The 24,686-nt window shown below is 46.3% G+C and carries 29 protein-coding genes; 20 read left to right on the forward strand and 9 right to left on the reverse strand.

All coding sequences use genetic code 11. The features are described from left to right. The 4 genes from ACO0KZ_RS17495 to rpsL all read right to left on the reverse strand — a co-directional run. Positions 1-244: GTP-binding protein (locus ACO0KZ_RS17495; protein ID WP_422996622.1), on the reverse strand; the 244-nt coding region annotated here is incomplete at its 3' end. Positions 245-328: 84 nt separating this feature from the next. Further along, the gene (fusA, locus tag ACO0KZ_RS17500) at positions 329-2,434 is read right to left on the reverse strand and encodes an elongation factor G (protein ID WP_422997575.1); all 2,106 of its coding nucleotides are present in this window, start codon (positions 2,432-2,434) and stop codon (positions 329-331) included. A 126-nt stretch (positions 2,435-2,560) separates the two neighbouring features. Continuing rightward, positions 2,561-3,031 carry a 30S ribosomal protein S7 gene (gene rpsG / locus ACO0KZ_RS17505; protein ID WP_422997577.1) on the reverse strand — a complete coding sequence of 157 codons (471 nt, stop codon included), beginning with the start codon at positions 3,029-3,031 and terminating at the stop codon, positions 2,561-2,563. 180 nt (positions 3,032-3,211) lie between these two features. After that, positions 3,212-3,595, reverse strand: a complete 384-nt coding sequence (rpsL, locus tag ACO0KZ_RS17510; RefSeq protein ID WP_186886132.1) for a 30S ribosomal protein S12 — start codon at positions 3,593-3,595, stop codon at positions 3,212-3,214. Positions 3,596-4,016: 421 nt separating this feature from the next. Here rpsL and ACO0KZ_RS17515 point away from each other — a divergent pair, with 421 nt between their 5' ends. The 7 genes from ACO0KZ_RS17515 (at position 4,017) to nhaA (ending at position 11,999) form a co-directional block, all read left to right on the forward strand. After that, complete coding sequence (locus ACO0KZ_RS17515; RefSeq protein WP_422997580.1) at positions 4,017-5,849, forward strand: phosphoethanolamine transferase; 1,833 nt, start codon at positions 4,017-4,019, stop codon at positions 5,847-5,849. A 142-nt stretch (positions 5,850-5,991) separates the two neighbouring features. Next, positions 5,992-7,116 carry an MlaE family ABC transporter permease gene (locus tag ACO0KZ_RS17520; RefSeq protein WP_422997863.1) on the forward strand — a complete coding sequence of 375 codons (1,125 nt, stop codon included), beginning with the start codon at positions 5,992-5,994 and terminating at the stop codon, positions 7,114-7,116. 14 nt (positions 7,117-7,130) lie between these two features. Continuing rightward, entirely contained in the window at positions 7,131-7,982 is an 852-nt protein-coding gene (locus tag ACO0KZ_RS17525; protein ID WP_422997582.1) for an ABC transporter ATP-binding protein, read from the forward strand. After that, complete coding sequence (locus ACO0KZ_RS17530) at positions 7,972-8,916, forward strand: MlaD family protein (RefSeq protein ID WP_422997584.1); 945 nt, start codon at positions 7,972-7,974, stop codon at positions 8,914-8,916. Before ACO0KZ_RS17525 ends, ACO0KZ_RS17530 begins: the two co-directional genes overlap by 11 nt. Before the next feature lie 48 nt (positions 8,917-8,964). Continuing rightward, positions 8,965-9,594: an ABC-type transport auxiliary lipoprotein family protein gene (locus tag ACO0KZ_RS17535; protein WP_422997586.1), complete on the forward strand. Its 630-nt coding sequence runs from the start codon at positions 8,965-8,967 to the stop codon at positions 9,592-9,594. A gap of 92 nt (positions 9,595-9,686) precedes the next feature. Then, a complete protein-coding gene (locus ACO0KZ_RS17540) occupies positions 9,687-10,802 on the forward strand; it encodes a VanZ family protein (protein WP_422997588.1) in 1,116 nt (371 codons plus the stop codon). A 21-nt stretch (positions 10,803-10,823) separates the two neighbouring features. After that, positions 10,824-11,999: a Na+/H+ antiporter NhaA gene (gene nhaA / locus ACO0KZ_RS17545; RefSeq protein WP_422997590.1), complete on the forward strand. Its 1,176-nt coding sequence runs from the start codon at positions 10,824-10,826 to the stop codon at positions 11,997-11,999. A 5-nt stretch (positions 12,000-12,004) separates the two neighbouring features. Here the strand turns inward: nhaA and ACO0KZ_RS17550 are convergent, their stop codons facing one another. After that, the gene (locus ACO0KZ_RS17550) at positions 12,005-12,250 is read right to left on the reverse strand and encodes a hypothetical protein (RefSeq protein WP_422997592.1); all 246 of its coding nucleotides are present in this window, start codon (positions 12,248-12,250) and stop codon (positions 12,005-12,007) included. 168 nt (positions 12,251-12,418) lie between these two features. Here ACO0KZ_RS17550 and ACO0KZ_RS17555 point away from each other — a divergent pair, with 168 nt between their 5' ends. The 3 genes from ACO0KZ_RS17555 to ACO0KZ_RS17565 all read left to right on the forward strand — a co-directional run bounded on the left by ACO0KZ_RS17555 (position 12,419) and on the right by ACO0KZ_RS17565 (position 14,634). Further along, entirely contained in the window at positions 12,419-12,736 is a 318-nt protein-coding gene (locus ACO0KZ_RS17555; protein WP_422997594.1) for a (2Fe-2S) ferredoxin domain-containing protein, read from the forward strand. Between the two features lie 27 nt (positions 12,737-12,763). Further along, positions 12,764-13,396: an alpha/beta hydrolase gene (locus ACO0KZ_RS17560; RefSeq protein ID WP_422997596.1), complete on the forward strand. Its 633-nt coding sequence runs from the start codon at positions 12,764-12,766 to the stop codon at positions 13,394-13,396. Positions 13,397-13,464: 68 nt separating this feature from the next. Further along, entirely contained in the window at positions 13,465-14,634 is a 1,170-nt protein-coding gene (locus ACO0KZ_RS17565) for a D-alanyl-D-alanine carboxypeptidase family protein (protein WP_422997598.1), read from the forward strand. Between the two features lie 90 nt (positions 14,635-14,724). On the opposite strand, the gene ACO0KZ_RS17570 is transcribed toward ACO0KZ_RS17565, so the two are convergent. The 4 genes from ACO0KZ_RS17570 to ACO0KZ_RS17585 form a co-directional block, all read right to left on the reverse strand. Continuing rightward, on the reverse strand, positions 14,725-14,970 hold the full coding sequence (locus ACO0KZ_RS17570; protein ID WP_422997600.1) for a hypothetical protein: 246 nt from the start codon (positions 14,968-14,970) through the stop codon (positions 14,725-14,727). Between the two features lie 68 nt (positions 14,971-15,038). Next, positions 15,039-15,626, reverse strand: a complete 588-nt coding sequence (locus ACO0KZ_RS17575) for a GDYXXLXY domain-containing protein (RefSeq protein ID WP_422997602.1) — start codon at positions 15,624-15,626, stop codon at positions 15,039-15,041. Between the two features lies 1 nt (position 15,627). Further along, entirely contained in the window at positions 15,628-16,734 is a 1,107-nt protein-coding gene (locus ACO0KZ_RS17580; RefSeq protein ID WP_422997604.1) for a DUF4401 domain-containing protein, read from the reverse strand. Next, positions 16,731-17,777 (reverse strand): DUF2157 domain-containing protein, encoded by a 1,047-nt coding sequence (locus tag ACO0KZ_RS17585; protein WP_422997606.1) that lies wholly within the window; start codon positions 17,775-17,777, stop codon positions 16,731-16,733. The genes ACO0KZ_RS17580 and ACO0KZ_RS17585 overlap by 4 nt, the downstream gene beginning before the upstream one ends. Positions 17,778-18,055: 278 nt before the next feature. On the opposite strand from ACO0KZ_RS17585, the gene ACO0KZ_RS17590 reads away from it, so the two are divergent. The 10 genes from ACO0KZ_RS17590 to ACO0KZ_RS17635 all read left to right on the forward strand — a co-directional run bounded on the left by ACO0KZ_RS17590 (position 18,056) and on the right by ACO0KZ_RS17635 (position 24,613). Further along, positions 18,056-18,331 (forward strand): HP0495 family protein, encoded by a 276-nt coding sequence (locus tag ACO0KZ_RS17590; protein ID WP_315485607.1) that lies wholly within the window; start codon positions 18,056-18,058, stop codon positions 18,329-18,331. 78 nt (positions 18,332-18,409) lie between these two features. Next, on the forward strand, positions 18,410-18,637 hold the full coding sequence (locus ACO0KZ_RS17595; protein WP_422997608.1) for a hypothetical protein: 228 nt from the start codon (positions 18,410-18,412) through the stop codon (positions 18,635-18,637). Then, entirely contained in the window at positions 18,634-19,323 is a 690-nt protein-coding gene (gene lipB / locus ACO0KZ_RS17600) for a lipoyl(octanoyl) transferase LipB (protein WP_422997610.1), read from the forward strand. Before ACO0KZ_RS17595 ends, lipB begins: the two co-directional genes overlap by 4 nt. 55 nt (positions 19,324-19,378) lie before the next feature. Continuing rightward, positions 19,379-20,365, forward strand: coding sequence for a lipoyl synthase (gene lipA, locus ACO0KZ_RS17605; RefSeq protein ID WP_422997612.1), 987 nt, complete (start codon positions 19,379-19,381; stop codon positions 20,363-20,365). Between the two features lie 152 nt (positions 20,366-20,517). Continuing rightward, entirely contained in the window at positions 20,518-20,850 is a 333-nt protein-coding gene (locus ACO0KZ_RS17610; RefSeq protein WP_422997614.1) for a hypothetical protein, read from the forward strand. A gap of 329 nt (positions 20,851-21,179) precedes the next feature. Beyond that, positions 21,180-21,476, forward strand: coding sequence for a hypothetical protein (locus ACO0KZ_RS17615; RefSeq protein WP_422997616.1), 297 nt, complete (start codon positions 21,180-21,182; stop codon positions 21,474-21,476). A gap of 395 nt (positions 21,477-21,871) precedes the next feature. Beyond that, a complete protein-coding gene (gene minC, locus ACO0KZ_RS17620; RefSeq protein ID WP_422997618.1) occupies positions 21,872-22,642 on the forward strand; it encodes a septum site-determining protein MinC in 771 nt (256 codons plus the stop codon). 77 nt (positions 22,643-22,719) lie between these two features. Further along, positions 22,720-23,535 (forward strand): septum site-determining protein MinD, encoded by an 816-nt coding sequence (minD, locus tag ACO0KZ_RS17625; protein ID WP_314859248.1) that lies wholly within the window; start codon positions 22,720-22,722, stop codon positions 23,533-23,535. Position 23,536: 1 nt separating this feature from the next. Next, positions 23,537-23,803 carry a cell division topological specificity factor MinE gene (gene minE, locus ACO0KZ_RS17630; protein WP_314859246.1) on the forward strand — a complete coding sequence of 89 codons (267 nt, stop codon included), beginning with the start codon at positions 23,537-23,539 and terminating at the stop codon, positions 23,801-23,803. Between the two features lie 117 nt (positions 23,804-23,920). Continuing rightward, positions 23,921-24,613 (forward strand): response regulator transcription factor, encoded by a 693-nt coding sequence (locus ACO0KZ_RS17635; RefSeq protein ID WP_422997621.1) that lies wholly within the window; start codon positions 23,921-23,923, stop codon positions 24,611-24,613. The last annotated feature ends 73 nt before the right edge of the window (positions 24,614-24,686 follow it).

Here is a 24,686-nt window from a genome sequence, read left to right on the forward strand (position 1 = left end):
AGTCAACGTGAGCATAGTGACGACCTGCTGTTTCGTATTCTACGTGCGCTGTATTAATTGTAATACCGCGTGCTTTTTCTTCTGGAGCTGCATCGATCTGATCGTATGCTTTAGCTTCGCCGCCAAACTTCTTAGACAATACTGTCGCAATCGCTGCTGTCAATGTCGTTTTGCCGTGATCCACGTGACCAATTGTACCGACGTTAACGTGCGGCTTGGTGCGTTCGAACTTACCTTTTGCCATTTTATTCTTCCTTCAAAAAGAACGATTAGATTAATTACCTACTCCACCCACATTTGATAAGCAGAGCAGGATTTCCGATTTAAATTACTTAGCTTTAGATGTCACGATTGCGTCGATAACATTCTTCGGTGCTTCAGAGTAGTGCTTGAATTCCATAGAATAAGTCGCACGACCTTGAGTCGCCGAACGCAAAGATGTTGAGTAACCAAACATCTCAGACAACGGCACTTCAGCTTTAATGATCTTACCGCCACCACCAGCAATCTCATCCATACCTTGTACCATACCGCGACGTGAAGACAAATCACCCATCACTGTACCGGCGTAGTCTTCTGGTGTTTCCACTTCGACGGCCATCATTGGCTCCAGAATAACTGGACTTGCTTTACGGCAGCCATCTTTGAATGCCATCGAACCCGCCATACGGAACGCGTTTTCGTTAGAGTCAACGTCATGGTATGAACCGAAGAACAATGTCACTTTAACGTCAACCACTGGGTAACCAGCCAACACACCAGATGTCAATGTTTCACGAACACCTTTTTCAACTGCAGGGATGTATTCACGTGGAACTGTACCGCCTTTGATCGCGTCAACGAATTCGAAACCCTTACCTGGTTCTTGCGGCTCGATCTTCAATACAACGTGACCGTATTGACCACGACCACCAGATTGCTTAACGAACTTGCCTTCGATTTCTTCGCATGTTTTGCGAATTGTTTCGCGGTACGCAACTTGTGGCTTACCAACTGTCGCTTCCACGTTAAATTCACGCTTCATACGATCAACGATAATATCCAAATGCAATTCACCCATACCAGCGATAATTGTCTGACCAGATTCTTCGTCAGTACGTACGCGGAAAGATGGATCTTCAGCAGCCAAACGGTTCAAAGCCAAGCCCATCTTCTCTTGATCAGCCTTAGTCTTTGGCTCAACCGCTTGAGAGATAACTGGCTCTGGGAAAATCATGCGCTCTAACACAACGATTGCTTTTTCGTCACACAATGTGTCACCGGTTGTTGTGTCTTTCAGACCCACAACAGCAGCGATATCACCCGCCATCATCTCTTTAATTTCTTCACGTTGGTTCGCATGCATTTGAACCAAACGGCCAATACGTTCTTTCTTCTCTTTTACAGAGTTGTAAACGCTATCGCCAGAATTCAAAGTACCTGAGTAGCAACGGATAAAGCACAATTGACCAACGAACGGATCCGTAGCAATCTTAAATGCCAACGCAGAAAACTTCTCATTGTCTTTAGCTTCACGAACTACAGGCTCATCATCTTCATTCAGACCAGGCACTGGTGGAATATCCAATGGGGATGGCAAGTATTCAATAACCGCATCCAACATCGCCTGAACGCCCTTGTTCTTAAATGCTGTACCGCACATCATAGGAACGATTTCAGAAGCGATAGTACGTTGACGCAAAGCTGCTTTGATTTCAGCTTCAGACAAGTCACCTTCTTCAAGGTACTTGTTCATCAATTCTTCACTGGCTTCAGCAGCTGCCTCAACCATGTTTTCACGCCATTTTTTGGATTCTTCCACCAAATGCGCAGGGATATCTTGGTATTCAAATTTCATACCTTGAGATGCCACATCCCAGATGATCGCTTTCATCTTAACCAAATCGATCACGCCTTCGAACAAATCTTCAGCGCCGATAGGTACTTGCAAAGGCACTGGATTTGCCTTCAAACGCGCACGCATTTGATCGTACACTTTGAAGAAGTTCGCGCCAGTACGGTCCATTTTATTGACGAATGCCAAACGTGGGACTTTGTACTTGTTAGCTTGACGCCAAACTGTTTCAGATTGTGGCTGAACGCCGCCGACTGCACAGTAAACCATGCAAGCGCCGTCCAATACACGCATAGAACGCTCAACTTCAATAGTGAAGTCAACGTGGCCTGGTGTATCAATAATGTTGATGTGGTGCGGTGCGAAGTTATTCGCCATACCACTCCAGAAGCAAGTTGTCGCAGCGGAAGTAATAGTAATACCGCGCTCTTGCTCTTGCTCCATCCAGTCCATGGTAGCCGCGCCATCATGCACTTCACCGATTTTGTGATTTACACCGGTATAGAACAAAACACGTTCGGTTGTCGTGGTTTTACCAGCATCAATGTGAGCCGAAATACCAATATTACGGTAGCGCTCAATGGGGGTCTTACGGGCCATAGCTATTCCTAAATCTTTTAATGGACAAAACCGAGCGCAATTTTCATGAAGAAATTACGCCCGGCCTGATTCAATATTCTTACCAAAACCATTGCAACTACAACACAACGGTCTCTCACCTTACTATTAGAAGCGGAAGTGGGAGAAGGCTTTGTTGGCTTCAGCCATACGATGCACTTCATCACGTTTCTTCATTGCACCGCCGCGACCTTCAGCAGCTTCCAACAATTCACCAGCCAAACGCTGCGGCATAGATTTTTCGCTACGCTTGTTCGCTGCTTCACGCAACCAACGCATAGACAAAGCCAAACGACGAACTGGACGAACTTCAACTGGAACCTGATAGTTAGCACCACCAACGCGGCGGGACTTAACTTCCACCAATGGCTTAGCATTGCTAATTGCAGTTGCAAACACTTCCAATGGATCTTTACCCGATTTAGATTGGATGTGATCAAACGCGCCATAGATAATGCCTTCAGCAACAGACTTCTTGCCAGACAACATCAACACGTTAACAAACTTAGATACTTCTACATTACCGAATTTTGGATCCGGCAAAATATCCCGTTTCGGGACTTCACGACGACGTGGCATTTCAATTCCTTTCAATCTTCAGTTGAGCGGTCGATAACAAATTTATCAACGCTCGCGGTAAGCCATCATAGCCACCACTTACTCGGCTCATTCGAGACCGACACCTATCCGAATTACGGAGATTTTACAGAGGTTAATTTACAAGCTGATTACAAAACAAAATTCTAATTGATTAGAAAATTACTTCTTAACAGCCTTAGCGCGCTTAGAACCATATTTGGAACGAGCTTGCTTACGGTCTTTAACACCTTGAGTATCCAAAGCACCACGAACCATATGGTAACGTACACCCGGCAAATCCTTTACACGACCACCGCGCAGCAAAACTACGCTATGTTCTTGCAAGTTATGACCTTCACCGCCGATATACGAAATAACTTCGAAACCGTTGGTCAAGCGTACTTTAGCAACTTTACGCAAAGCCGAGTTAGGCTTTTTTGGAGTTGTCGTATAAACACGGGTACATACGCCGCGTTTTTGCGGGCTGTTTTCCAGCGCCGGAGATTTGCTCTTAACCACTGCAGAAACACGTGGTTGGCGAATCAGTTGATTGATGGTTGGCATCGTTTTTAATCCAACAAAATACAACGTTAAACACACACCCGGAAACGGTTGCCCGGGCACTTAAAATCTATATATTCACTTGCAAACTTAGCTTGCTAGCCCCCGAACATTCATGCTCACTCACAAATTGGCAGTGCGTAAGAATAAACCATATAAAATCGAGAACTCGCGAGTGTACACCTTTATTTCAAGCAAAGTCAATGAAAAACAATGGAAACAACAACTTAGCAATAAGTGATGACGAGGAAGATTGGGGACCTTGGTAAGCCAAACACAGATTTATGCGTTAACTATGCTGAGTTTCTACGATAGGTTGCTATCAAAGCTAAAATATCCCTCCTTGATAGCCCTGTAAATTTTATGGCTATGCATTTAATACCTCAACACGCAACCTACACTTACTTTAAGGCACATTATTTTAATGCACCACCTGCTACGTTTCTCTAGACCCTATTTGCTTGGTAGTTATTTCCTCGTTAGTTGTTTAGCATTTTTTAGTATCATCTTGGGCAAGTCGATTGAGCATGGTGGCCGAATTTTGGCCTACCAAGCTTTATCGTGGCTGGCGTTATGGGCATTTTTCAAAAAACCGCGCTGGTTTCATTTCGTCTTACTACCCGCTTTCTTAGCGATTCCCATAGAAATTTACTTACGTTTATATTACGGTCAAGGTATTTCCACGCATCATTTAGGAATTATTACGGAAACCAGCCCAAAAGAAGCGCTGGAATTTCTTGGAGGCAAGATTTGGTTATTGCTGTTCATAGCAGCTGCAATCTTGTTCTGGTGGTGGACGCTATTGCTGGCCGCAAAACATGAAACTAGCCTAACCTGGCAGCACAGCTCACGCTGGATCGTGCTAGCCGTCCTTTCGGCTTGCTTGTTATGCTGGACTTACGGTGCCCAAGTTGGTGTGGCGAGCGCGTCAGATTCAGAGAGCGCGTCCAGCAAAAAAGAAGCCAGCAGCAAACCAATTTGGCAACTCCGTTCCTGGGTCGAATTTGCAAATTATGTGCAACAACAACCGCCACTGCCCACTTGGGCCGAAGCTATATATGACGAAGAAAGCTTCTCTCGTAGTTGGCCGTTAGGGATTTTGTTACGTGGCGTGGATTTTTATAAAGAACGTAACTATTTGTCCACGCTCAGCAACAAAAATCGAGAATTCCTGTTTCACGCGCGGCAAGCTCCTGGCAATGACTTTCAACAAACGATCGTCGTCGTAATCGGCGAATCTGCACGCTATGACCGCTGGAGCCTCAATGGCTACCAGCGTGAGACTAATCCCTACCTCAGCCAAGAAAGCAATTTAGTCAATTTTACCGACATAATTACGGCGGTCGCTGCTACTCGCCTATCAGTTCCCATCATCACCACACGCAAACCCGCAGCACAAAGCCTGAAGGCCGGATTTTCCGAAAAATCATTCTTGAGCGCCTATAAGGAAGCAGGTTTTAAAACCTTTTGGCTCTCCAATCAAATGAGTTTCGGCCAATTTGATACGCCTACCTCGGTCATCGCAAAAGAAGCCGACGTGACACAATTTCTGAATTTAGGCGGCTTCACCAACAAATCCAGTTTCGATCAAATTTTGTTAACGCCACTGCAAAACGCCTTAGACGACTCGGCACCGAATAAACTGATAGTCCTACACACGCTGGGCAATCATTGGAACTACAGCCATCGCTACCCTCAAACGTATGACCAGTGGAAGCCCTCACTCTTTGGAGTCGCCAATCCCGCTTACACTGACCTCAAGAACAAGGAAGCTATTAACAACAGTTATGACAACTCGATCCTCTATACCGATTGGATCTTAGCGCGCATGATTCAACAACTGAAAGTGTTGCCGCATATGAGCGCGCTCTGGTACGTCTCGGATCACGGGCAGACTTTATATGATGGCAGCTGCAATTTAGCTTTCCACGGTCACAATACACAGTTTGAATTTCATATTCCTGCCTTCGTCTGGTATTCCGATCAATATGCGAAACAGCACCCAGAAAAGATTCGAACATTGAAGGCAAATCAACATGCCAAACTGTCGACCGAAAATGTATTTCATTCGCTGCTGGATATGGTCGATATACGCTATCCCGATGAAAAATTGGATCGCAGCGTCTTTAGTCCTCATTGGAAATACTACACGCGCTATGTAGATAGCTATGGATGGAGCAATTACGATGACGCAACTTTAAAAGGCGATTGCAGAGAAGTTATTGATAATAAGACGCCCCTGACACAGGAGAAATAACACCAAGGTCTCGATTACTCATTCCTCCAAATGATCCTATCGACAGAGCGTACTTTGTCCATCGGAAAAAACTTAATGGAAAGCAGGCCATACCTCGCAACTAAAATTGCCGTACGGGCAATTTGTGCCTTACACTTGCATTATGCGCCGCGACACTATTCCCTCCTTAGTTATCCCAATCAACAACGAGCCCACTGTCCAAGTACATGGTGCTTGGCTGACCGACATGCTCGCCGAACCGACGATCATGCGAGAGTTAAGCATCCAGCTTACTAGCTTGCAACTTAGGCCTGCTTTTGATTGGGACTTAAACGGACTGACCGCGCTTGATCATATCGGCGCTCAACTACTGTGGCAAACTTGGGGCAAACGCTTTCCCGAAAAACTCATACTGCAGGAAAATCACCGCGGCCTATTTGAGCGACTAGCGGAATTACAAAAAATCGCCGCACCAACGCCGCAAAAAGCAATGCGTACACCTTTTGGACGACTGGGCGGTCTGGCACTCAACTTCGCGCTACACCTAATCGCGATCACAGAATTAATAGGACAGTTAATCATCGATCTGGGACGCTTCGCCCGGCATCCCAGTAAAGGTCCGTGGAAGGAAATCTCGGCAAATATCTATCGAACGGGCTTTCAAGCATTGGCGATTACCGCTTTAGTCGGCTTATTGATCGGTGTGGTTTTGTCCTATTTATCGGGGCAACAATTGCGCAGTTATGGCGGCGATTTATTTATCGTGAACTTACTCGGCATCAGTATCATTCGCGAATTGGGCCCTATGCTGGCCGCCATCTTAATTGCGGGCAGATCCGGCTCGGCGATAACGGCACAACTTGGCGTGATGAAAGTGACGGAAGAACTAGACGCGATGCGCGTGATGGGAATACCAATTGGCTTTCGGCTCATCATGCCAAAAGTCATCGCTCTTGCCTTCACCATGCCGATGATTGTGATCTGGACTGACATCATGGCGCTTATCGGCGGTGCGATCTCGGCTCAAGTCATACTTGATATGTCGCCGGGATTCTTCTTTCACAAATTGCCTGATGCTGTCAGCTTGGCAAATTATTGGATAGGCTTGGGCAAAGGCCTGGTGTTCGGTATCCTGATCGCACTGATTTCTTGTCATTATGGATTGCGAATTAAACCGAACACGGAAAGCTTAGGGCAAGGCACGACTAGCTCTGTGGTGGTTTCAATCACGAGTGTGATTATTGCCGATGCCATTTTTGCAGTCATATTCAGTAATGTCGCTTATTAGAGTGCGCCAAGATCATGACCTCACCTACGTCTCCCCATACAAACGACATCATTATCGACATTGCGCATTTACGTACGCAATTCGGACGCACCGTTATCCATCAAGATTTGAACCTACAAATACAGCGTGGTGAAATCTTCTCCATCGTTGGCGGTTCAGGCTCGGGTAAAACCGTGCTCATGCGTCAAATGCTGGGTTTAGAAACACCAAAACGTGGTGCAATCAAAGTATTCGGCGAAGACATTCACGGTCCAGAAAAGCAGCATCTACCACATTTGCGACGTCGTTCTGGCATGTTATTTCAACATGGTGCTTTGTATTCTGCTTTGAACGTGATTGAAAACGTTGCACAACCATTACGCGAGTTGGGTGTTTTACCAGAATCACTCATTATGGATGTCGCCTACCTAAAACTACACATGTCAGGCATAGGTTTCGAACATGCAAAAAAAATGCCCTCCGATTTATCTGGCGGTATGATAAAACGCATTGCTCTGGCACGTGCAATCGCGCTTGATCCTGAACTATTATTTTTAGATGAGCCGACGGCTGGCTTGGATCCCGATAGTTCGGACAGTTTTGTCAGCCTGATCCAATCCCTACATCAATCCTTGCGATTAACGGTGGTTATGGTCACTCACGATCTCGATACGCTGTTCGCTCTGTCATCCCGTATAGGCGTGATTGCAGACAAAAGAATGATCGCCGTGGGCAACGCGCAGGAAGTAGTGCAAGTACCGCATCCGTTCATACAAACCTATTTCCGTGGCGGACGTGGGTTACGCGCGATGGAAGTATTGCAATCAAATATGCACAATACATCGAATACAGCTGACTCAAACACCGGAGTTCATTATGGAAAGTAAATCTCACGCCTTGATCGCTGGCGTGTTTGCGATAGTTTTAGCCACACTGGCAGGCTTGCTGGCGCTATGGTTAGGCAAAGATGAAATCCAACGCACGCCTTACACCATTGCTACACCTTTGAAAGTATCGGGTCTAAATATTCAGGCTGCAGTACGTTACAAGGGGATCAAGGTCGGCAAAGTCACTGATATAGACTTTGATACTAAAGTACCGGGGCAATTGCTATTAAACTTAGACATCGTGTCAGACACACCGATTACGCAATCTACTTACGCCACCTTAGGCTATCAAGGCGTTACCGGTATCGCCTACATTGAATTAGACGATGATGGCAGTAAGCCTGCTGCGATTGTAAAAGACGCCAGACTCGGCGCATTGATACCGCTGCGTCCCGGTCTATTGCAAGAAGTCGAAAAACACGGTCTGGCGATCTTAGGACAAACCGAAGAATTGAGTAAGCGCTTAAATACTTTGTTAGATCCCAATAATCAAAAATCGCTAATCAATGCGGTCAATCAAATCGGCCGCACTGCCGCTGCATGGGAAACTCTACCTGCCAAACTCGATCCGGTTTTAATTGCCTTACCGCAAACCGTACAACAAGCACGGGACAGTGCGCTGGCATTCAAACAATTCTCTGACAATGCGAAAGCCACCAGCACTAATCTGAACAATTTGATCAATAATATGCAAGCTGAAGATGGCAGCATCAACCGGCTCAGCAAAAACGTAGAAAATTTAAGTACCAGTTTGCAGTATGAGACTTTGCCAGCGATTAATGGCTTGGTGCAAGATGCACGCGGCACTTTGCGTGGCATCAATCGCAGCACAGACAATTTTAACGAGCGTCCACAGAGCTTATTGTTTGGCGCCAAACCGCCTGTGCCGGGGCCGGGTGAGCCTGGCTTTAGTAACACAGGTAAAAATAAATAAACGAAATCATAGCAACCATCACCCCCTATAATTAATCAGGATGATCCCATGATGATTCGATCCGCTTTATCCAACACATACACATTCAGTCGTTACTTGACTATCCTCTTCAGCGTGCCACTAGTACTGTTGTTTAGCGCATGTGCTAGCACAGAGGTACAACGTAGTTACGACTTTGGTAGCAACAATAAGCCCCCCATCGGCGGCCAGCTTGCAACGCTAAAAATTAGTCTCGCCGAAATACAAGTGCCAATGAACCTAGAAGGTTCGGCCATGTTGTACCGCCTGATATATGACAATCCACAAGAGTTGCGGTCTTATGCCAATAGTCGCTGGAGCATGCCACCCGCGCAATTGCTCAAACAAAAAATTATCTCGCGTATCAATCAGGAAGGCGGGACTGTCACTACTGGTGCCGATGGGACTTCGGGTCTACCCATACTCAGAATCGACTTAGAAGAGTTTGCCCAACACTTTTCCACACTGGAAAGTAGTCAGGTTCAATTACGCTGGCGCGCCAGTTTAATCAACAACAAACAACTTTTGGCACAAAAGGTTTTTAGCGCACAATCAAACAGTGGCAGTCCCGATGCAGTTGGCGGCGCTCGCGCCATGCCTCAGGCAAGTGATCAAGCAATTACGGAACTAATTGTCTGGTTACAGACTCAATTGAAATAGCCAATCCAGGCATGCCCAGCTGCTCCCAAGAAGACTTTAATTTCTTGGAATGCCAATTTATCTGACTGATACTACTTCGAATAAATCACATAGTGCCTGCTAAAGACCTCACTGCCTCGCCCTTATCTCGCGCCTGCCTAGTAGCCTATGCCGTCTTGATCGTCTACGCTAGTCTGTATCCGTTTTCTGGCTGGCAGTTTGAAAACATCGCCGCATTTGGCGCACAGATTTCTCAATGGCCGCGTTACTGGTCGCAATTCGATGCAGTAGTCAACGTGATAGGTTATATGCCATTGGGTGTCTTGATCGTGTTTTCGCTTTACCCAAGAATATCGCGCCTCTGGTCGGTCATGATCGCTTGTGTGAGCGGAAGCGCACTGAGTTTACTCATGGAAAGCGTGCAGTATTTTCTACCGACACGCGTCACTTCACTTTTAGATTTAATTACGAATGCCAGCGGCTGTGCGCTCGGCGCCGTGCTAGGTGGATTACTGCTTCCTATTATTTTAGAAAATGGCAGGCTGCATCAACTCAGAACACGTTGGTTGCACATGGACTCCGCGAGGGAGTTAGTGATCCTAGGCTTATGGCCGTTGGCGCAAATTTTTCCCCACGCGTTCCTCTTTGGTCATGGTCAAATTCTGCCCATCATTTCTTTATGGTGCGAAGAATACTTAGATGTCAGTATCGATCTGAGTGCGGTTTTGCGTAACGACATCGAGCTTAACGCTGAGATGTACCTATTGTCCGAAACAATCATCACCGCATGTGGCTGCAGTGGTGCCATCTTAATTTGTCTGTCCCTACTTAATCGCCGTGCCCCCAAATTTGCACTAGCGTGTTTATTATTGTTGGCAGCCTTAGCGATCAGAGCACTATCCAGTGCCTTGATGTTTGAACCTGAAAATGCTTTCTTATGGCTGACACCAGGTGCCCAAGGCGGCATTTTGATCAGCGCAATTATGCTATATGGCTTTTCATTCGCCCCCAATCACGCGCAACGCCGTCTGGCGGTTTTATTGCTGAGCCTTAGTCTATTGATGGTGAATTTGATCCCCAGCAATCCTTATTTTTTGCACACACTGCAAACCATGGTACAAGGAAAAATGCTGAACTTTTATGGCGCAGCCCAGTTTTTGTCCGTGGTTTGGCCGTTTGTCGCGCTGTGGTATTTATTGCAATCAAAATCAAGTGTCAATACCAAGTAACTATTTAATTAGAATTTTCCTATGACAAATACTCGCCTGACACTCAGCCAAAGTTTTCTGGCCTTTGTACATTCAGAAAAAGCCAGCGGCGCCTTCCTGATAGTGTGCACGGCCTTATCCCTAGCTCTCAGCAACTCAGCGTTCAGTAACGACTATCTGCAATTCTGGCAAACCCAAGTCGCCGGTCTAAGCATAGAGCTGTGGATCAACGACGCTCTGATGGCGATCTTTTTTCTACTGATCGGGCTTGAATTAGAGCGTGAACTTTACAGTGGCGAGTTATCAAACTTTAAGAATGCCTTGCTACCTATTGCCGCCGCCTTAGGAGGCACAATCATACCGGCACTAATTCATTACGCGATGAACCACGGTACCACGACGCAAGCTGGCATCGGCATCCCGATGGCGACCGACATTGCTTTCGCGCTCGGCGCATTGGCGTTACTCGGCTCGCGCGTTCCCAGTGCCTTGAAAGTTTTTGTCGTTGCCTTCGCGGTGATTGACGATCTGTGCGCCATTATCATCATCGCGTTGTTTTATACCGCGCAAGTCAAACTGCACTATTTGGCAGGTGCGATTGCAATCTGGCTGGGCTTAATCGTTTTAAATCGCCTTTTTCGGGTCATGGCTTTATTTCCCTACTTGATAGGCGGCGCTGCAATGTGGCTGTGCATGTTACTTTCGGGTGTACACGCTACGATCGCTGGCGTCATGTTGGCGTTTGCAATTCCTTATTCGGCTAAAGCGGAAGATCAGACTTCCCCCTCACATAGGCTAGAACATGGCCTGCATAAACCGGTGGCTTTCCTTATTTTGCCGATATTTGCGCTGGCGAATACTGCGATTGTGATTCCTGCAGACTGGATGCATAGCTTTAGCAGTAGCAACAGCTTGGGTATAATCGTTGGTCTAACATTAGGCAAACCCTTGGGCGTGAGCTTATTCTGCCTTGCTGCTGTTACCTTGGGCATTTGCCGCCTGCCAGCAGAACTGAGCTGGCGTCATATCAGCGGTGCCGGTATTTTGGGTGGTATCGGTTTTACCATGTCTATCTTCATCACCAATCTTGCTTTCAACGGGCAGCATGAAGTGATCAACGCTTCAAAAATGGCGATATTGGCAGCTTCATTATTGGCGGGTATCGCTGGATTCTTATATCTGTATGGTGCTAAACCAGTTTCCACAGAATCCACATAAGTGGACTACTTGCCTTCTGCAACCGTATCCAATGCTTGCTTTTGTGCCGCAGCTGCTGCCTCTGCGTCTTTTGCGACTTGCTTGGCTTTTTCCAATTGCTGGCGTTGGTCTTCGATAACTTGTATGGTCGGTTTGGAGGCCATACTAGTAGCACTAGCAGTGCTGTCGGGCGCAGCGGACTGATTCGATTTGCCGCAAGCACCTAAAACCAGTGCGCAGCTCAGGCACAGCAAATACTTTGGTATCAACATTTATACACTTCCTTTCCGATTTAAAACCATTAGGGCGATAGATTATTTCTAAACAGACAGACTATTGTGATCCATTATAAGAATTTCTCCGGTCGTCAGAGAAAACACGCCAATCGTTGTATCATAGCGCCTTCAGTTCCTCCCTTTTAGTTTTTTTCGAAGCTTCTCATGTCTGACAATCTCTATTTTAAAAAACACGTGTTCTTCTGTATGAATGAACGCGACGATGGTCGCCCATGCTGTGCCGCACGTGGTGCGCAAGCTGCGCAAGAACATGCAAAACGTCGTATCAAGCAGCTAGATCAAAATGGTGCAGGCAAAATTCGTATCAATAAAGCTGCTTGCCTTGATCGTTGCGAACAAGGCCCTGTTCTAGTCGTCTACCCACAAGGTACTTGGTACACCTATATTGATCAAAGCGATATTGACGAGATTATCGACGTCGATTTGATAGGTGGTGGTGTGGTTGAACGTCTCAAAGTTTAAAACAAGCGTTTAAGAAACTAAGCCTTTATGAATATCCATACCGAACAGTTTTTAATTCCAGGTAATGCTGGTCAACTTGAATGTGCCGTCAATCATCCCGATCCAGAACTGTTTAACACTCCCGTGGGCCTAGCTTTAGTTGCTCATCCCCATCCTTTGTTTGGCGGCACGATGGAGAATAAAGTGGCGCAAACTTTAGCGCGTACTTTTGTCTCACTAGGCTACGTCACCGTGCGTATGAATTTTCGCGGTGTTGGCAAATCCGAAGGTGTGCACGATGCAGGCATAGGCGAAACCGACGACATGGAAACGTTGTTGCAACACATGCGCCAGCGCTACCCCAATTTGCCTTTAGTGCTAAGTGGATTTTCCTTTGGTACCTTTGTGCAATCACGCTTACATCAACGTTTAACTGCGGCCGGCATTCCTGTTCAACGTTTAGTTTTGGTTGGCGCCGCTGCAGGCAAATGGGAGATGCCGGACATTCCCGCTGACACCATTTTGATTCATGGTGAACTGGACGATACCATTCCTCTACAGGCGGTATTTGAATGGCTCAGACCACAAGACATTCCTGTGATGGTGATCCCAGGCGCAGATCATTTCTTTCATCGCCGTCTGCCACATATTAAAAAAATCATCAGTGATCTATGGCCTTGAATTCATAACACTGAGTTAGCAACATCTCGTTTTCCGTTTTTAATTTTTGTATTTACGCACTACACATAATGAAAAAATCACTCACTTCACTGTTAGCATCCGTTCTACTTGCTACCGCGGCTTTAACCCAAATTTCGGTCGCCTATGCTCAAAATCTGCCTAAACCACTGATAGAAGCGAAATCTTGGATTCTTCTAGATGCGACCAGCAATCAAGTCATCAATTCAGATAACGCAACTTTGCAAATCGAACCAGCTTCGTTGACGAAAATCATGACGGCCTATCTGGTGTTTAATGCACTCAAAGAAAAGCGCCTCGATTTAAATCAACAAATCACAGTCTCCACTCGTGCCTGGAAAGTCGATGCTAGCAGTTCCAAAATGTTTATTGACCCAGCTACACCTGTCAGTATCGGTGATTTGCTATACGGCTTAATCGTGCAATCTGGTAACGATGCCTCAGTGGCCTTAGCAGAAGCGGTTGCTGGTAGCGAAGACGCTTTTGTCGTGCAAATGAATCGTGAGGCAGCACGCCTTGGCATGAAAGCCACGCGTTATGCGAACTCTCATGGCCTGCCTAGTCCGGATAATTTTTCTACCGCCTACGACTTAGCAATTTTGGCATCGCGCCTGATCGCCGATCATCCTGAATATTACAAAACGTATTATTCAACCAAAAGCTTCACTTACAACAAAATCACACAAGCTAATCGTAATCGTCTGTTATGGCTCGACCCTACCGTGGATGGCATGAAAACTGGCCACACTGAAGCCGCTGGTTATTGCCTAATCTCTTCTGCGATTCGTCCGAATGGCACAGGTCAACGTCGTTTGATTTCTGTCGTGACCGGCACTAAGAGCGATCAGATCCGCGCGCAGGAAAGTTTGAAACTACTGAATTGGGGTTACCTGAATTTTGATACAGTCAAACTGTACGACAAAGGCGTCGCTATCGCCACGCCAGACGTCTGGAAAGGCAATCAAGGACAGATCAAAATCGGATTTAATCAAGACCTTTATGTGACCTTGCCAAAAGGCAGCGCCGCCCGCATGAAACCAGCTTTGGAGCGCAAAGATCCACTGGTAGCACCGATTGCTGCGAATAGCAAAGTCGGCACTATGAAGATGATGTTGGATGGAAAACCTGTGGCAGAATTTCCTGTTCTGGCACTAGAAGAAGTACGCCAAGCGAGCATCTTTGGCCGCGCTTGGGATTCGATACGTCTATTATTTAAATAGGCTTTTTGGCTGATTTAAAAAACTAATCAAAACAAAAATGCCCGCGCTGAATTGATCAGCGCGGGCATTTTTTCACTAACGATGGCAGCTCTATTTAGCAGCTTCTTGATCCAAAACCGATTTCGCTAATTTAGGTAGAAAGGCCACAATCGCTAGCCAAGAAGCGAACTGCAAACCTGCGCGCAAAGCCGCAAAACACAAAGCAAACACCAGCATCTGTGGTACGGTTTCCAAACCACCGATACCCGCAGCCTGCACCAATAAAAAGGCAGCATAGCCGGAAATAAAAGTCACCGGGAACATAAACCACCACTGCTTCTGTAAATTCTTAGGCATTATTTTTCCCTTCGTATAATTCAACCCATTATGGTTCAGTACATTCCAGTGCATGATACTAGGAAATACTACTCAGTAGCCGATGCCGCATCAGTTGATTTGTTTTTTAACAGCGCATAATCCTGTCCATACATAGCTATCAAAATCATATCGCCGTTCGCTGCCACACGAAACGCGCCATAGCGTGCTTTCTCATACGCTTGCGCTTGACCTTCTTCAAAAAAAAAGCCATTCGTTGCAAATTTCACCTGATCATTGCGTATCCGATAACGCAATAAAACTTCAGCTGCTGTAAGGACCTCGCCAGCGCGCGCAATACGCTGAAAATGTCCGACGCCATACTCATCCAAAGTTACGACCAGATGACCATCACGTGGATAATTAGGCTCAGCCTCACCCTTAAGTGGCGAACGCAATCCCCAACGTGAGTTAGGAAAAGCATCGTTCGTAATCTTAAAGCGCAGTGCCATGTAATCACCCTGCATTAAAGACCGAGGGTCGACCGGCGCTAACTCCAGCAACACCAATTTGCCATCCGTCAGCAATTGCTCACGCTGGACAATGATCCAATTCACTGCCGCCAGTACTAGAAGTCCAGCCGCTAGCGCCAGTACGGTTCGTGTCTTCACACTCAGATTCATTATTCTTTGCCACATTTTAAACTCCCTCCTCGACCACAAGTTCTGCCTGTGGAAACAGACGAAGCAGTAGCCAGCGGATCGCAAATAGAGAGGATGCCAGCCCCAGCAACACCATAGATTTGTAAAGCAGCGTCACCTGCAATTGATAGTAATAATGAGAAAGAAAACTTAATAAGGCCAATAGCCCCAAACCTAACAAAATACGATTTGAAAAACTAAACGCAATCAACATCAAGAGCAAAGCACTACTCAAACCGGGGGTAATGTAGCTAAATCCACACAAGAGCACAGTCGCGGACAAGGCAGCAATAGCACGCGAAGAACTGAATGCTAGCTGCTCACGGCGCAACACTAAAATGACAGCGATCATCAGCGCAATACTCACTAAGCTACTACCGATCAACCAGCCGTGTTTCATCCACGTTAGATCCGTTCCACGCCAATAGAATGGTTGCACAAAACGACCGCCTTCAGAACACACGAGTGCAATCGCTAAAGCATATGAAACTGGTCGCCATAAAGCGGCTTGTCGTAACAATCTCGGCGACCACCACAAGGCCAACACTGCTATCGCTAACACGCCTTGCATTTGTCCATAAATTCCGGCACGCTGCAGCAAAAAGTAAGCGGCACAAATTGCAGCTAGACTCGTCAAAAAGCGATGAATGAAATTCGGCACGCATATCGTTAGCAACAACTCCAACACCAAGATGGCGGCATACAGAGTAATGCTATCTTCACGAAACTCTTTAATTAAGCCGAAGAAGAAAAACCCTTGCCCTGCCAGGCTGACTGCCAAAGAAAATTGTTCCAAAAAATCTTGATTTTTTACAGAGCGAAACAACACGTAAGACAGAGTGCATAAAGCAATACCGATACAAATACTGGCGATAGCACTATCCATCACGAAGGAAAATCCGATACCAATAAATGCCATCAAAAATAGCGCTCCCAACCAGCCTGCAAAACCCAACATGACACGGATATACCAAGCTTGACTGACACTATTCTGATCAACACTAAGCACAGGCAAATCACCTTGCACCAATTGCCGCTGCGACAGGCGACGCCACAAATGCTCACGCTGTTCCGGCGCATCACCAAAATTTAGAAGCGTATTCATGCTTGCATCTCCTTCGCAATTTTTTTCAGCCAAATACCACCCCAAGCCGAAGAGCCTATGATTAGCAAGCCAACCAATAGAAATCCACCGGCGTCACTATGATGCAACACGGTGCGACCCACTAAGGCATTGACGCTGACGATCAGACTCAGCACACTACCTGCCAGCACAAACAAATCTTTAATAAATTTTCGATACACAATAAAGCTCACTAACAACCAAGCCAGATAGACCAAAAACGCCGCTAACAGGCGTAGGTATCCACCAGATTCCAAACGATAACTATCTTCGAATATGGCATTAAGCACCAGCACGGTAACCAATACACCACTGGCAGTTGCCAGTACCCGCACCGACCATCGTTCGCGCAAATGCTGCACGCCACGCCATGCGGCAAACTCCCAAAAGAATAAAGCCAGGGTATTCAAAACAAACAAGCTCCATATCTGCGCATTGGTACTGAAAAGCATGCCCCAAAATCCACCAAAGGTTTGGAAATACAGCATCACTGCCATATTCACCAATACCAACCAAAATAAGTACAGAGCACCTAACCGCGCCAACACAACCCAAGCGAGCGTGGCAATCGCCCACGCACTGAATAACTCAAATGTATCAGCGCCCGTTTGATAAGTTTGCCCAACCAGCGCCAACAAGGCACCGACAAACAGACTCGCGAGTAGTAAGCTAGCCTTCCCCGCCATGCTGGTAAGACTAAAACGCCAACAAGCCAGCAAACTCAAGATGACGACCCCTTCCGCAATAGCAAACTTGGCATAGCGCCCCATCGCCTGCCAGTTATAGGCTAGGAAGAAAATCAAGGCAGCGCCCAAAGCGATTACACCGCACCACAACAACATCTGATCAATGAAACGGCGCCACTGAATTGTTGTTGGATAAAAACCTGACAGCGTTAGTGCTTCTGATTCTCTACCTCGCACAACACGACCTTGCGCTATCCAATCTAATACTTCGATTTGCTTCTCCATCTCACCTCCATGCACAGATACGTACTGCAACAAACCATGCAACAATAATAACATCCCAACGCCAGCAAACGTCCAGAACTACGTGAAAAGTCGCGAGAGCTTCGGCGTTTGGTGGCACTTCGCGCGACTTCTCTATATCAAAGTCATAAGTGTTTTACGTCTGACCGTGCAAACAAGGCTTGCAGTCCACAGGATAGGCGTTCAAACTATTGGTTTTGGTGGAAATGCCCCCATTTAGGCATCAGAAGCAGGTAGAAATAGCAATTTTTAACGCATTTCTTATACAAACCTAAGTTGTTCTCAGCCACCTTACTTTTTCAAGAAGTTTTATGATGCAAGAAATCAAACCCGAAGATAGCCTTATTGAATATCCTTGTGACTTCCCTATCAAAGTGATGGGTGTTATGCAGGATTCATTTGCGCAAACCATTGTCGAAGTGGTGATGATTCACGATCCAACATTCCATGCTGGCAAATTAGAAATGCGTCCGTCCAGCAAAGGAAATTATCTAGCTTTGACGGTCACCATTCGTGCAATTCATCGTGAGCAACTCGACAATCTGTATCGCGACCTATCGGCACATCCTATGGTGAAGATGGTGCTATAGGCACACGCAATTAGCCTGACCATTATTTGAATATGTTGATAGCACCTGTAACACACCAATTAGAAACATTTCACCTTCATGCAAGCATTACAGTTAATCGTCGACAAACAAAAAATCGGTGCCCGCTTTGTTATCTCGGCACCGATGCTGGGATTAGATCCCGTGGCGTTTGATCGTCTTGCGCAGTCATGGATCGCTACTGGTGGACCTGGCTTTGTATTGGACGGCATTCCATTTCGCAAAGTCGTGGATGGCCAATTCTTCATTCAAAGAGTCACCGTTAAACGTCTGGCAGAAACGCTATGACCGAGGTGACAAGCAACGTAGCAATGAAAACAGGTGCCGACGCGCTAAAGATTATGATCCGGCAGCGCGGACAAGAAGAATATTCAAGCAGCTTCGCCGCCATGCGCGCTTTTACCGATGCGCGCACTGCCGATACGCCCGATGAATTGTGGATAGTCGAACACCTACCAGTTTTTACATTAGGGCTAGGCGCAGATCAATCACACGTGCTGGCTCCACACGATATTCCCGTGATTCAAACCGATCGCGGTGGCGAAGTGACATTTCATGGTCCCGGCCAAGTCGTGATTTATCTTTTGATCGATCTCAAACGTCGTCACACTAAAGGGCGTTTATTCGCTCGCGAATTCGTCCATCAAATTGAACAAGCGGTGATTGACACCTTGGCAGCGTATAATATTGCAGGTGAACGGATTGCCGGAGCGCCCGGAATTTACCTGAAAGACGGTGAATGGCAAGGCGCGAAAATAGCCGCACTAGGATTAAAAGTACGCGCCAATGGCTGTACTTATCACGGCGTGTCGCTAAATGTGGCGATGGATTTGCAGCCGTTTTCCTGGATTAATCCTTGTGGCTACGAAGGGCTTGCCACGATTGACATGCGAACGCTGCAAGTACAAGTTCCACTGGAACAAGTACAAACCGCCTTAGCAAATCGTTTACAACATTTATTGACCGTTGCCTAATTGAGCTAATAACTAAGCAACTAATTAAGCGACTAACTGAGCAATGACCTGAGCCATGACTATCGAAAATACCCCACTCGCCACTGATAATACCCACTACGACCCAACAGAAAAACAAAAGGGTGCGAGCAAGACTTCCCGTATTCCCATCAAAATCGTGCCGGCTGAGCGTCTGCCTAAACCCGATTGGATACGCGTCAAAGCTGGTTCACCAACCACGCGTTTCTATGAAATCAAAGACATTTTACGTGCCAACAAGTTGGTCACGGTCTGCGAAGAAGCCACTTGCCCGAATATCGGCGAATGCTTTGGCAAAGGTACTGCGACTTTCATGATCATGGGTGACAAGTGCACACGCCGCTGCCCATTCTGCGACGTTGGTCACGGTCGCCCAGACCCACTAGATATTAATGAGCCTTTAAATTTAGCGAAGACGATTGCTGAATTGCGTTTAAGTTATGTCGTCATTACTTCCGTTGATCGCGATGATTTACGCGACGGTGGCGCAGCGCATTTTGCCGAATGTATCGCCAAAATCCGCGAGCTATCGCCGATAACTCGCATCGAAATTCTGACACCAGATTTCCGTGGTCGCATGGATCGCGCCTTAGAAATTCTGAATATGGCACCACCGGACGTGATGAATCACAATCTGGAAACCGCACCACGTCTCTACAAAGAAGCACGCCCTGGCTCTGACTACGAATATTCTCTTAACTTGCTCAAACGCTTTAAAGAACAGCATCCGAACGTACCGACCAAATCAGGCATTATGGTCGGCTTAGGTGAAACCGACGAAGAAATTCTGCAAGTGATGCGCGACATGCGTGCTCACAATGTCGACATGCTCACCATAGGCCAATACTTAGCACCAAGTGGTCACCACTTACCAGTGCGTCGCTATGTACATCCTGACGTGTTCAAGATGTTTGAAGAAGAAGCTTACAAAATGGGCTTTGCCCATGCGGCAGTTGGCGCGATGGTGAGGTCTTCGTACCACGCGGATCAACAAGCACATGGTGTTGGGACAGACGCCAAATAACCAAGTACGACTACCCCAAAAAAACGGCGTAAGGTGCGAAACCTTATGCCGTTTTTGTTTTAAGAAATCCAATTTTATAAACATTGCCACATTGCAAGTTATTGTTTTTTAAGGATATTCCTAAAGTTTATTCAAGTAATTGCCGTTACCACATGATCTCTAACTTTCTTGCAACACAGATTATGTTACCGCTGCAACTGACCCGCATTTTTGATTATCAACAGCCTGGTACAGATGCACAGCATATGACTCCGACACGCACTGGTGTCAACGAAGCGTCAAATCTACCTACCGGATCCACGCTAAAAAGGATCCCTGAAGAAAGACGTAAGCAAGAAAGCAGGCGCAACACTGACCGCCGCCTGATGCAGCAAGCTATCTTTCTCAATACACGCAAAACCCAAGGAAGGCGACATTCAACGGGAAGACGCGCAAGCGATCTAAACCATGAGATGCCCTATCGCCCGATTTATTTCAAAGGCTAACGGTAAAGTTTGTAGCAAATAAATCTCAGCGGTATTTTACGTGTAAAGCATAACAAAATTCACATGTAAACTTTCGTTAATTCCAAGCATTTGTCCCTGAAAACCGTCGAGAATCTTATAAGATGACGCGTCAAATTAAGACGGGCACGAATCGTGCTAAGTAGCTGCCTGTTGCGACGATAACTTTGAGCAAGATTCTTAATATAAATTTCGCCGCGTGTCATTGTCTCAAATCGCAAGCAAAGCGTAGGTATAAACAGAGTGAACGGTACGACTACTTTCACCATGACAGTCACCAATTAGGCAATAAAAATTAGCAAGGAAATATCATGTCTATCCAGCGGATTTTACAAGTGTGGGACTTGTTTAAGTCTGATCCACCACATCCAATAAAAAGCGATGTTGCCGCTAGCATCCCGAATAGTCCACGACCTTCTACGGCACAACGTACGTATATCGCGAAAGACGGAAGTACACAAATTGAGCGCCGCGCAAGCACCGACCGACGTCAACACGAACGTCGTAAGGTAGTGAGTCATCCCTATTTAGACACGCGCAAAAATAACGGCAGACGTCGCAGTTTCGGCAGGCGTCTCCGCGATCAAGATATGGAAACACCTTTCTAGTATCGAATTTAATAGAATTTATTTTTTCACCCGCCGCTCCCACTCAAATCTGAAACAACTCGCATTTCGAATGCGGGGAAGCGCCTTCATTGGGTAATACTTAAAAGCAAGTAATTGTTTGTTATTTACTTTTCTGTCTAAAAATACGACATCCAATCAAGCAGTACGCAGTTTGCACGATGCGTTCACTAATTATGAGACTTTTTTATGCAGTTTTTTTGCTAAGTGGTCAATCAATTGGTAGGATGGAGGCTGCGCGGAATTTATAGCATTTTTAAGCTGTTTTTACTGCATTTCATGCATTACAACGCAAAATTGCATAGTTTTAACAGAATTTCTTGCTTTTAAGCTTCGCACAATATTCACTCACTTATTCTTTGATTTGAACCGGCAATATGCAAAATAGTCTGACCCGCAAACCCATAGAAATAAAAATATCCACGGTTGTAGCAGTGTCCGTCATTTTAAATGAAGCTGCATTGCCTACCTTAGAAGTCGCATTGAGAGAAATGACCGGCGGTACGCCCGATTTCTTTGACGACGAATTTGCCATCATTGATGTAGAAAACATTGCTCATGAAACCTTAGATTGGGCAAGTCTGATTGCATTATTCAAGTCCTGCGGCCTGCACGCAGTCGCGGTACGCAATGCAGCAGAAGATCAACATGCCGCAATTCGCGCCCATGATTTGAGCATAGACGTAGTAAGTAAAGCGAAGCCTGAATTACCTAAAGAAGCACCGGTCGCAACTATTGAGATGGCATCTGAAATCGTCGCAGCACCTGTAGAAGCGACGCCAGCACCGATGCCTGCAGCTATCGAGCACATACCCGCCATGGTGATTGATACGCCAATCCGCGCGGGCCAACGCGTCTATGCGCGTGGCTGCGATCTGATAATCACAGCCTCGGTCAATAATGGAGCAGAAGTCATCGCCGACGGCAGTATTCATATTTATGCACCATTACGTGGCCGCGCTTTAGCTGGTGCACGCGGCAATACGAACGCACGTATTTTTACGACGGCAATGGAAGCCGAATTGGTGTCAATCGCAGGTATATATCAAACGTTTGATACAGGTTTTCCTAAGCTGGCAGCAAATCAAGCGGTGCAAATCAAGTTAGTTGGCGACAGTATTGAAGTATCATCAATTAAATCTGCTTAGCTGAATTTATTTTGATTTTTATCCTTAGTTTCATATTTTAGTTTCGTTTTTATACAAGTTCATCGAAGGAGTACCCTGTGGCAAGAATCATCGTTGTGACATCAGGCAAAGGCGGTGTAGGCAAAACCACTTCAAGCGCGAGTTTCGCTTCTGGTTTAGCTCTGCGTGGACATAAAACAGCCGTACTCGATTTTGACGTCGGCTTACGTAATCTGGATTTGATCATGGGTTGTGAACGCCGCGTGGTGTACGACCTGGTCAATGTGATCAGTGGTGAGGCGACTTTGAACCAAGCACTGATCAAGGACAAGCATTGCGATAATCTCTTCATCTTGCCCGCATCCCAAACGCGTGACAAAGATGCCTTAACCGAAGAAGGTGTAGAACGCGTGTTAAACGATTTGATCAAAATGGATTTTGAATACATCGTTTGTGATTCACCAGCGGGCATCGAACGTGGTGCAGTAATGGCATTGACATTTGCCGACGAAGCAATCGTCGTCACCAATCCAGAAGTTTCTTCCGTGCGCGACTCGGATCGTATTCTCGGTATTATTCAAGCCAAATCTAAACGTGCGCAAGCGGGTGGCGAGCCTGTTAAAGAGCATTTATTAATCACTCGCTACTCTCCAAAAAGAGTGGAGGCTGGTGAGATGTTGTCGTATACCGATGTTCAGGAAATTCTACGGATTCCTCTGATCGGCGTCATTCCAGAATCAGAAACCGTATTGCACGCGTCAAATCATGGTAACCCAGCAATCCACATGAAAGGCAGCGATGTCTCAGAAGCTTATGGTGATGTCGTGTCACGCTTCTTAGGCGAGCAGCCTCCATTGCGTTTTGTCGAATATGAAAAACCAGGTTTGCTGCAACGTATTTTCGGAGGTAAGTAAGATGGCTTTGCTTTCTTTTTTGTTTAACAGTAAGCCGAAAAGTGCCAACGCAGCGAAAGAGCGCCTGCAAATCATCATTGCTCGTGAACGCAATGGCGGTCGTGAAGGCTATGACTTTTTACCCGCGTTGAGAGAAGAATTAATCGCTGTGATTTCTAAGTACACCAAAGTAAACCCTGAAGATATTAAAGTGTCTTTAGATAAGCAAGGCAATTTAGAGGTTTTAGATGTCAACGTGATTTTGCCCGACGCTGAGTTGCGCAATTGATTGTTAGCACTGATTGATTGCACTAAATGAGCAAATAGTTAACCACGGTGAGAAAACTAGATCCCGTTTTCTCGCTTCCCTTGTCATATTCCTCACCGAGCTTTTACCCAAGACCCTATGAGAATTGCCATACTAGACGATGACCAAAATTTGTTAGATCTGACCGTCGCGACCCTAGTCGATGCAGGTCATTCTTGCCACCCTTTTACCAGTGGCAAGGCGATGATGCACCAGCTACATCGTGAAAGTTTTGATCTTTTGATTCTGGATTGGCAAGTGCCCGATTTAAGTGGCACCGAGATTTTGCATTGGGTAAGAGAAAAGTTATCAGCGACCTTACCGGTTTTATTTATGACCAGTCGCTCCAGCGAAGATGATATCGTGACAGGTTTGGCTGCAGGCGCAGATGATTACATGATCAAACCTATACGTAGGGCTGAACTCATCGCTCGGGTCAATGCCTTGCTGCGGCGTGCATATCCGACCCAAACTGCCGCCGAAATTATCCAATTTGGTCCTTACGAATTTGATGTACGTAGCAGCCGCGCCAAACTTAATGGCGAAGCGATAGAGCTCACCCAAAAAGAATTCGATCTCGCTTTATTGTTATTCCAAAACCTGGGTCGCCCTCTGTCTCGCGCCTACATTTTAGAAGCGGTATGGTCACGTGATATAGAAATTCCTTCGCGGACGATGGATACTCACATCTCACGGGTACGTAGCAAACTGGATTTGCGCCCTGAGAATGGCTATCGATTAGCGCCCGTTTATAGCTACGGCTATCGCTTAGAACAAATCACCAAAGAATAATTTACATTCGTATAAATAGCATTGCCTCACGTACCGCGAATGTAACTGCATGACTTGCGCTACCAATGTCAAT

This window comes from Undibacterium sp. Di24W (genome assembly GCF_049340325.1).
Classification (GTDB): Bacteria; Pseudomonadota; Gammaproteobacteria; order Burkholderiales; family Burkholderiaceae_D; genus Undibacterium.

Coding starts and splice junctions, on each gene's coding strand:
- fusA (WP_422997575.1), bottom strand. CDS start 2,434: ATGGCCCGTAAGACCCCCATTGAGCGCTACCGTAATATTGGTATTTCG.
- rpsG (WP_422997577.1), bottom strand. CDS start 3,031: ATGCCACGTCGTCGTGAAGTCCCGAAACGGGATATTTTGCCGGATCCA.
- rpsL (WP_186886132.1), bottom strand. CDS start 3,595: ATGCCAACCATCAATCAACTGATTCGCCAACCACGTGTTTCTGCAGTG.
- ACO0KZ_RS17515 (WP_422997580.1), top strand. CDS start 4,017: ATGCACCACCTGCTACGTTTCTCTAGACCCTATTTGCTTGGTAGTTAT.
- ACO0KZ_RS17520 (WP_422997863.1), top strand. CDS start 5,992: ATGCGCCGCGACACTATTCCCTCCTTAGTTATCCCAATCAACAACGAG.
- ACO0KZ_RS17525 (WP_422997582.1), top strand. CDS start 7,131: ATGACCTCACCTACGTCTCCCCATACAAACGACATCATTATCGACATT.
- ACO0KZ_RS17530 (WP_422997584.1), top strand. CDS start 7,972: ATGGAAAGTAAATCTCACGCCTTGATCGCTGGCGTGTTTGCGATAGTT.
- ACO0KZ_RS17535 (WP_422997586.1), top strand. CDS start 8,965: ATGATGATTCGATCCGCTTTATCCAACACATACACATTCAGTCGTTAC.
- nhaA (WP_422997590.1), top strand. CDS start 10,824: ATGACAAATACTCGCCTGACACTCAGCCAAAGTTTTCTGGCCTTTGTA.
- ACO0KZ_RS17550 (WP_422997592.1), bottom strand. CDS start 12,250: ATGTTGATACCAAAGTATTTGCTGTGCCTGAGCTGCGCACTGGTTTTA.
- ACO0KZ_RS17555 (WP_422997594.1), top strand. CDS start 12,419: ATGTCTGACAATCTCTATTTTAAAAAACACGTGTTCTTCTGTATGAAT.
- ACO0KZ_RS17560 (WP_422997596.1), top strand. CDS start 12,764: ATGAATATCCATACCGAACAGTTTTTAATTCCAGGTAATGCTGGTCAA.
- ACO0KZ_RS17565 (WP_422997598.1), top strand. CDS start 13,465: ATGAAAAAATCACTCACTTCACTGTTAGCATCCGTTCTACTTGCTACC.
- ACO0KZ_RS17570 (WP_422997600.1), bottom strand. CDS start 14,970: ATGCCTAAGAATTTACAGAAGCAGTGGTGGTTTATGTTCCCGGTGACT.
- ACO0KZ_RS17575 (WP_422997602.1), bottom strand. CDS start 15,626: ATGTGGCAAAGAATAATGAATCTGAGTGTGAAGACACGAACCGTACTG.
- ACO0KZ_RS17580 (WP_422997604.1), bottom strand. CDS start 16,734: ATGAATACGCTTCTAAATTTTGGTGATGCGCCGGAACAGCGTGAGCAT.
- ACO0KZ_RS17585 (WP_422997606.1), bottom strand. CDS start 17,777: ATGTTATTATTGTTGCATGGTTTGTTGCAGTACGTATCTGTGCATGGA.
- ACO0KZ_RS17590 (WP_315485607.1), top strand. CDS start 18,056: ATGCAAGAAATCAAACCCGAAGATAGCCTTATTGAATATCCTTGTGAC.
- ACO0KZ_RS17595 (WP_422997608.1), top strand. CDS start 18,410: ATGCAAGCATTACAGTTAATCGTCGACAAACAAAAAATCGGTGCCCGC.
- lipB (WP_422997610.1), top strand. CDS start 18,634: ATGACCGAGGTGACAAGCAACGTAGCAATGAAAACAGGTGCCGACGCG.
- lipA (WP_422997612.1), top strand. CDS start 19,379: ATGACTATCGAAAATACCCCACTCGCCACTGATAATACCCACTACGAC.
- ACO0KZ_RS17610 (WP_422997614.1), top strand. CDS start 20,518: ATGATCTCTAACTTTCTTGCAACACAGATTATGTTACCGCTGCAACTG.
- ACO0KZ_RS17615 (WP_422997616.1), top strand. CDS start 21,180: ATGTCTATCCAGCGGATTTTACAAGTGTGGGACTTGTTTAAGTCTGAT.
- minC (WP_422997618.1), top strand. CDS start 21,872: ATGCAAAATAGTCTGACCCGCAAACCCATAGAAATAAAAATATCCACG.
- minE (WP_314859246.1), top strand. CDS start 23,537: ATGGCTTTGCTTTCTTTTTTGTTTAACAGTAAGCCGAAAAGTGCCAAC.
- ACO0KZ_RS17635 (WP_422997621.1), top strand. CDS start 23,921: ATGAGAATTGCCATACTAGACGATGACCAAAATTTGTTAGATCTGACC.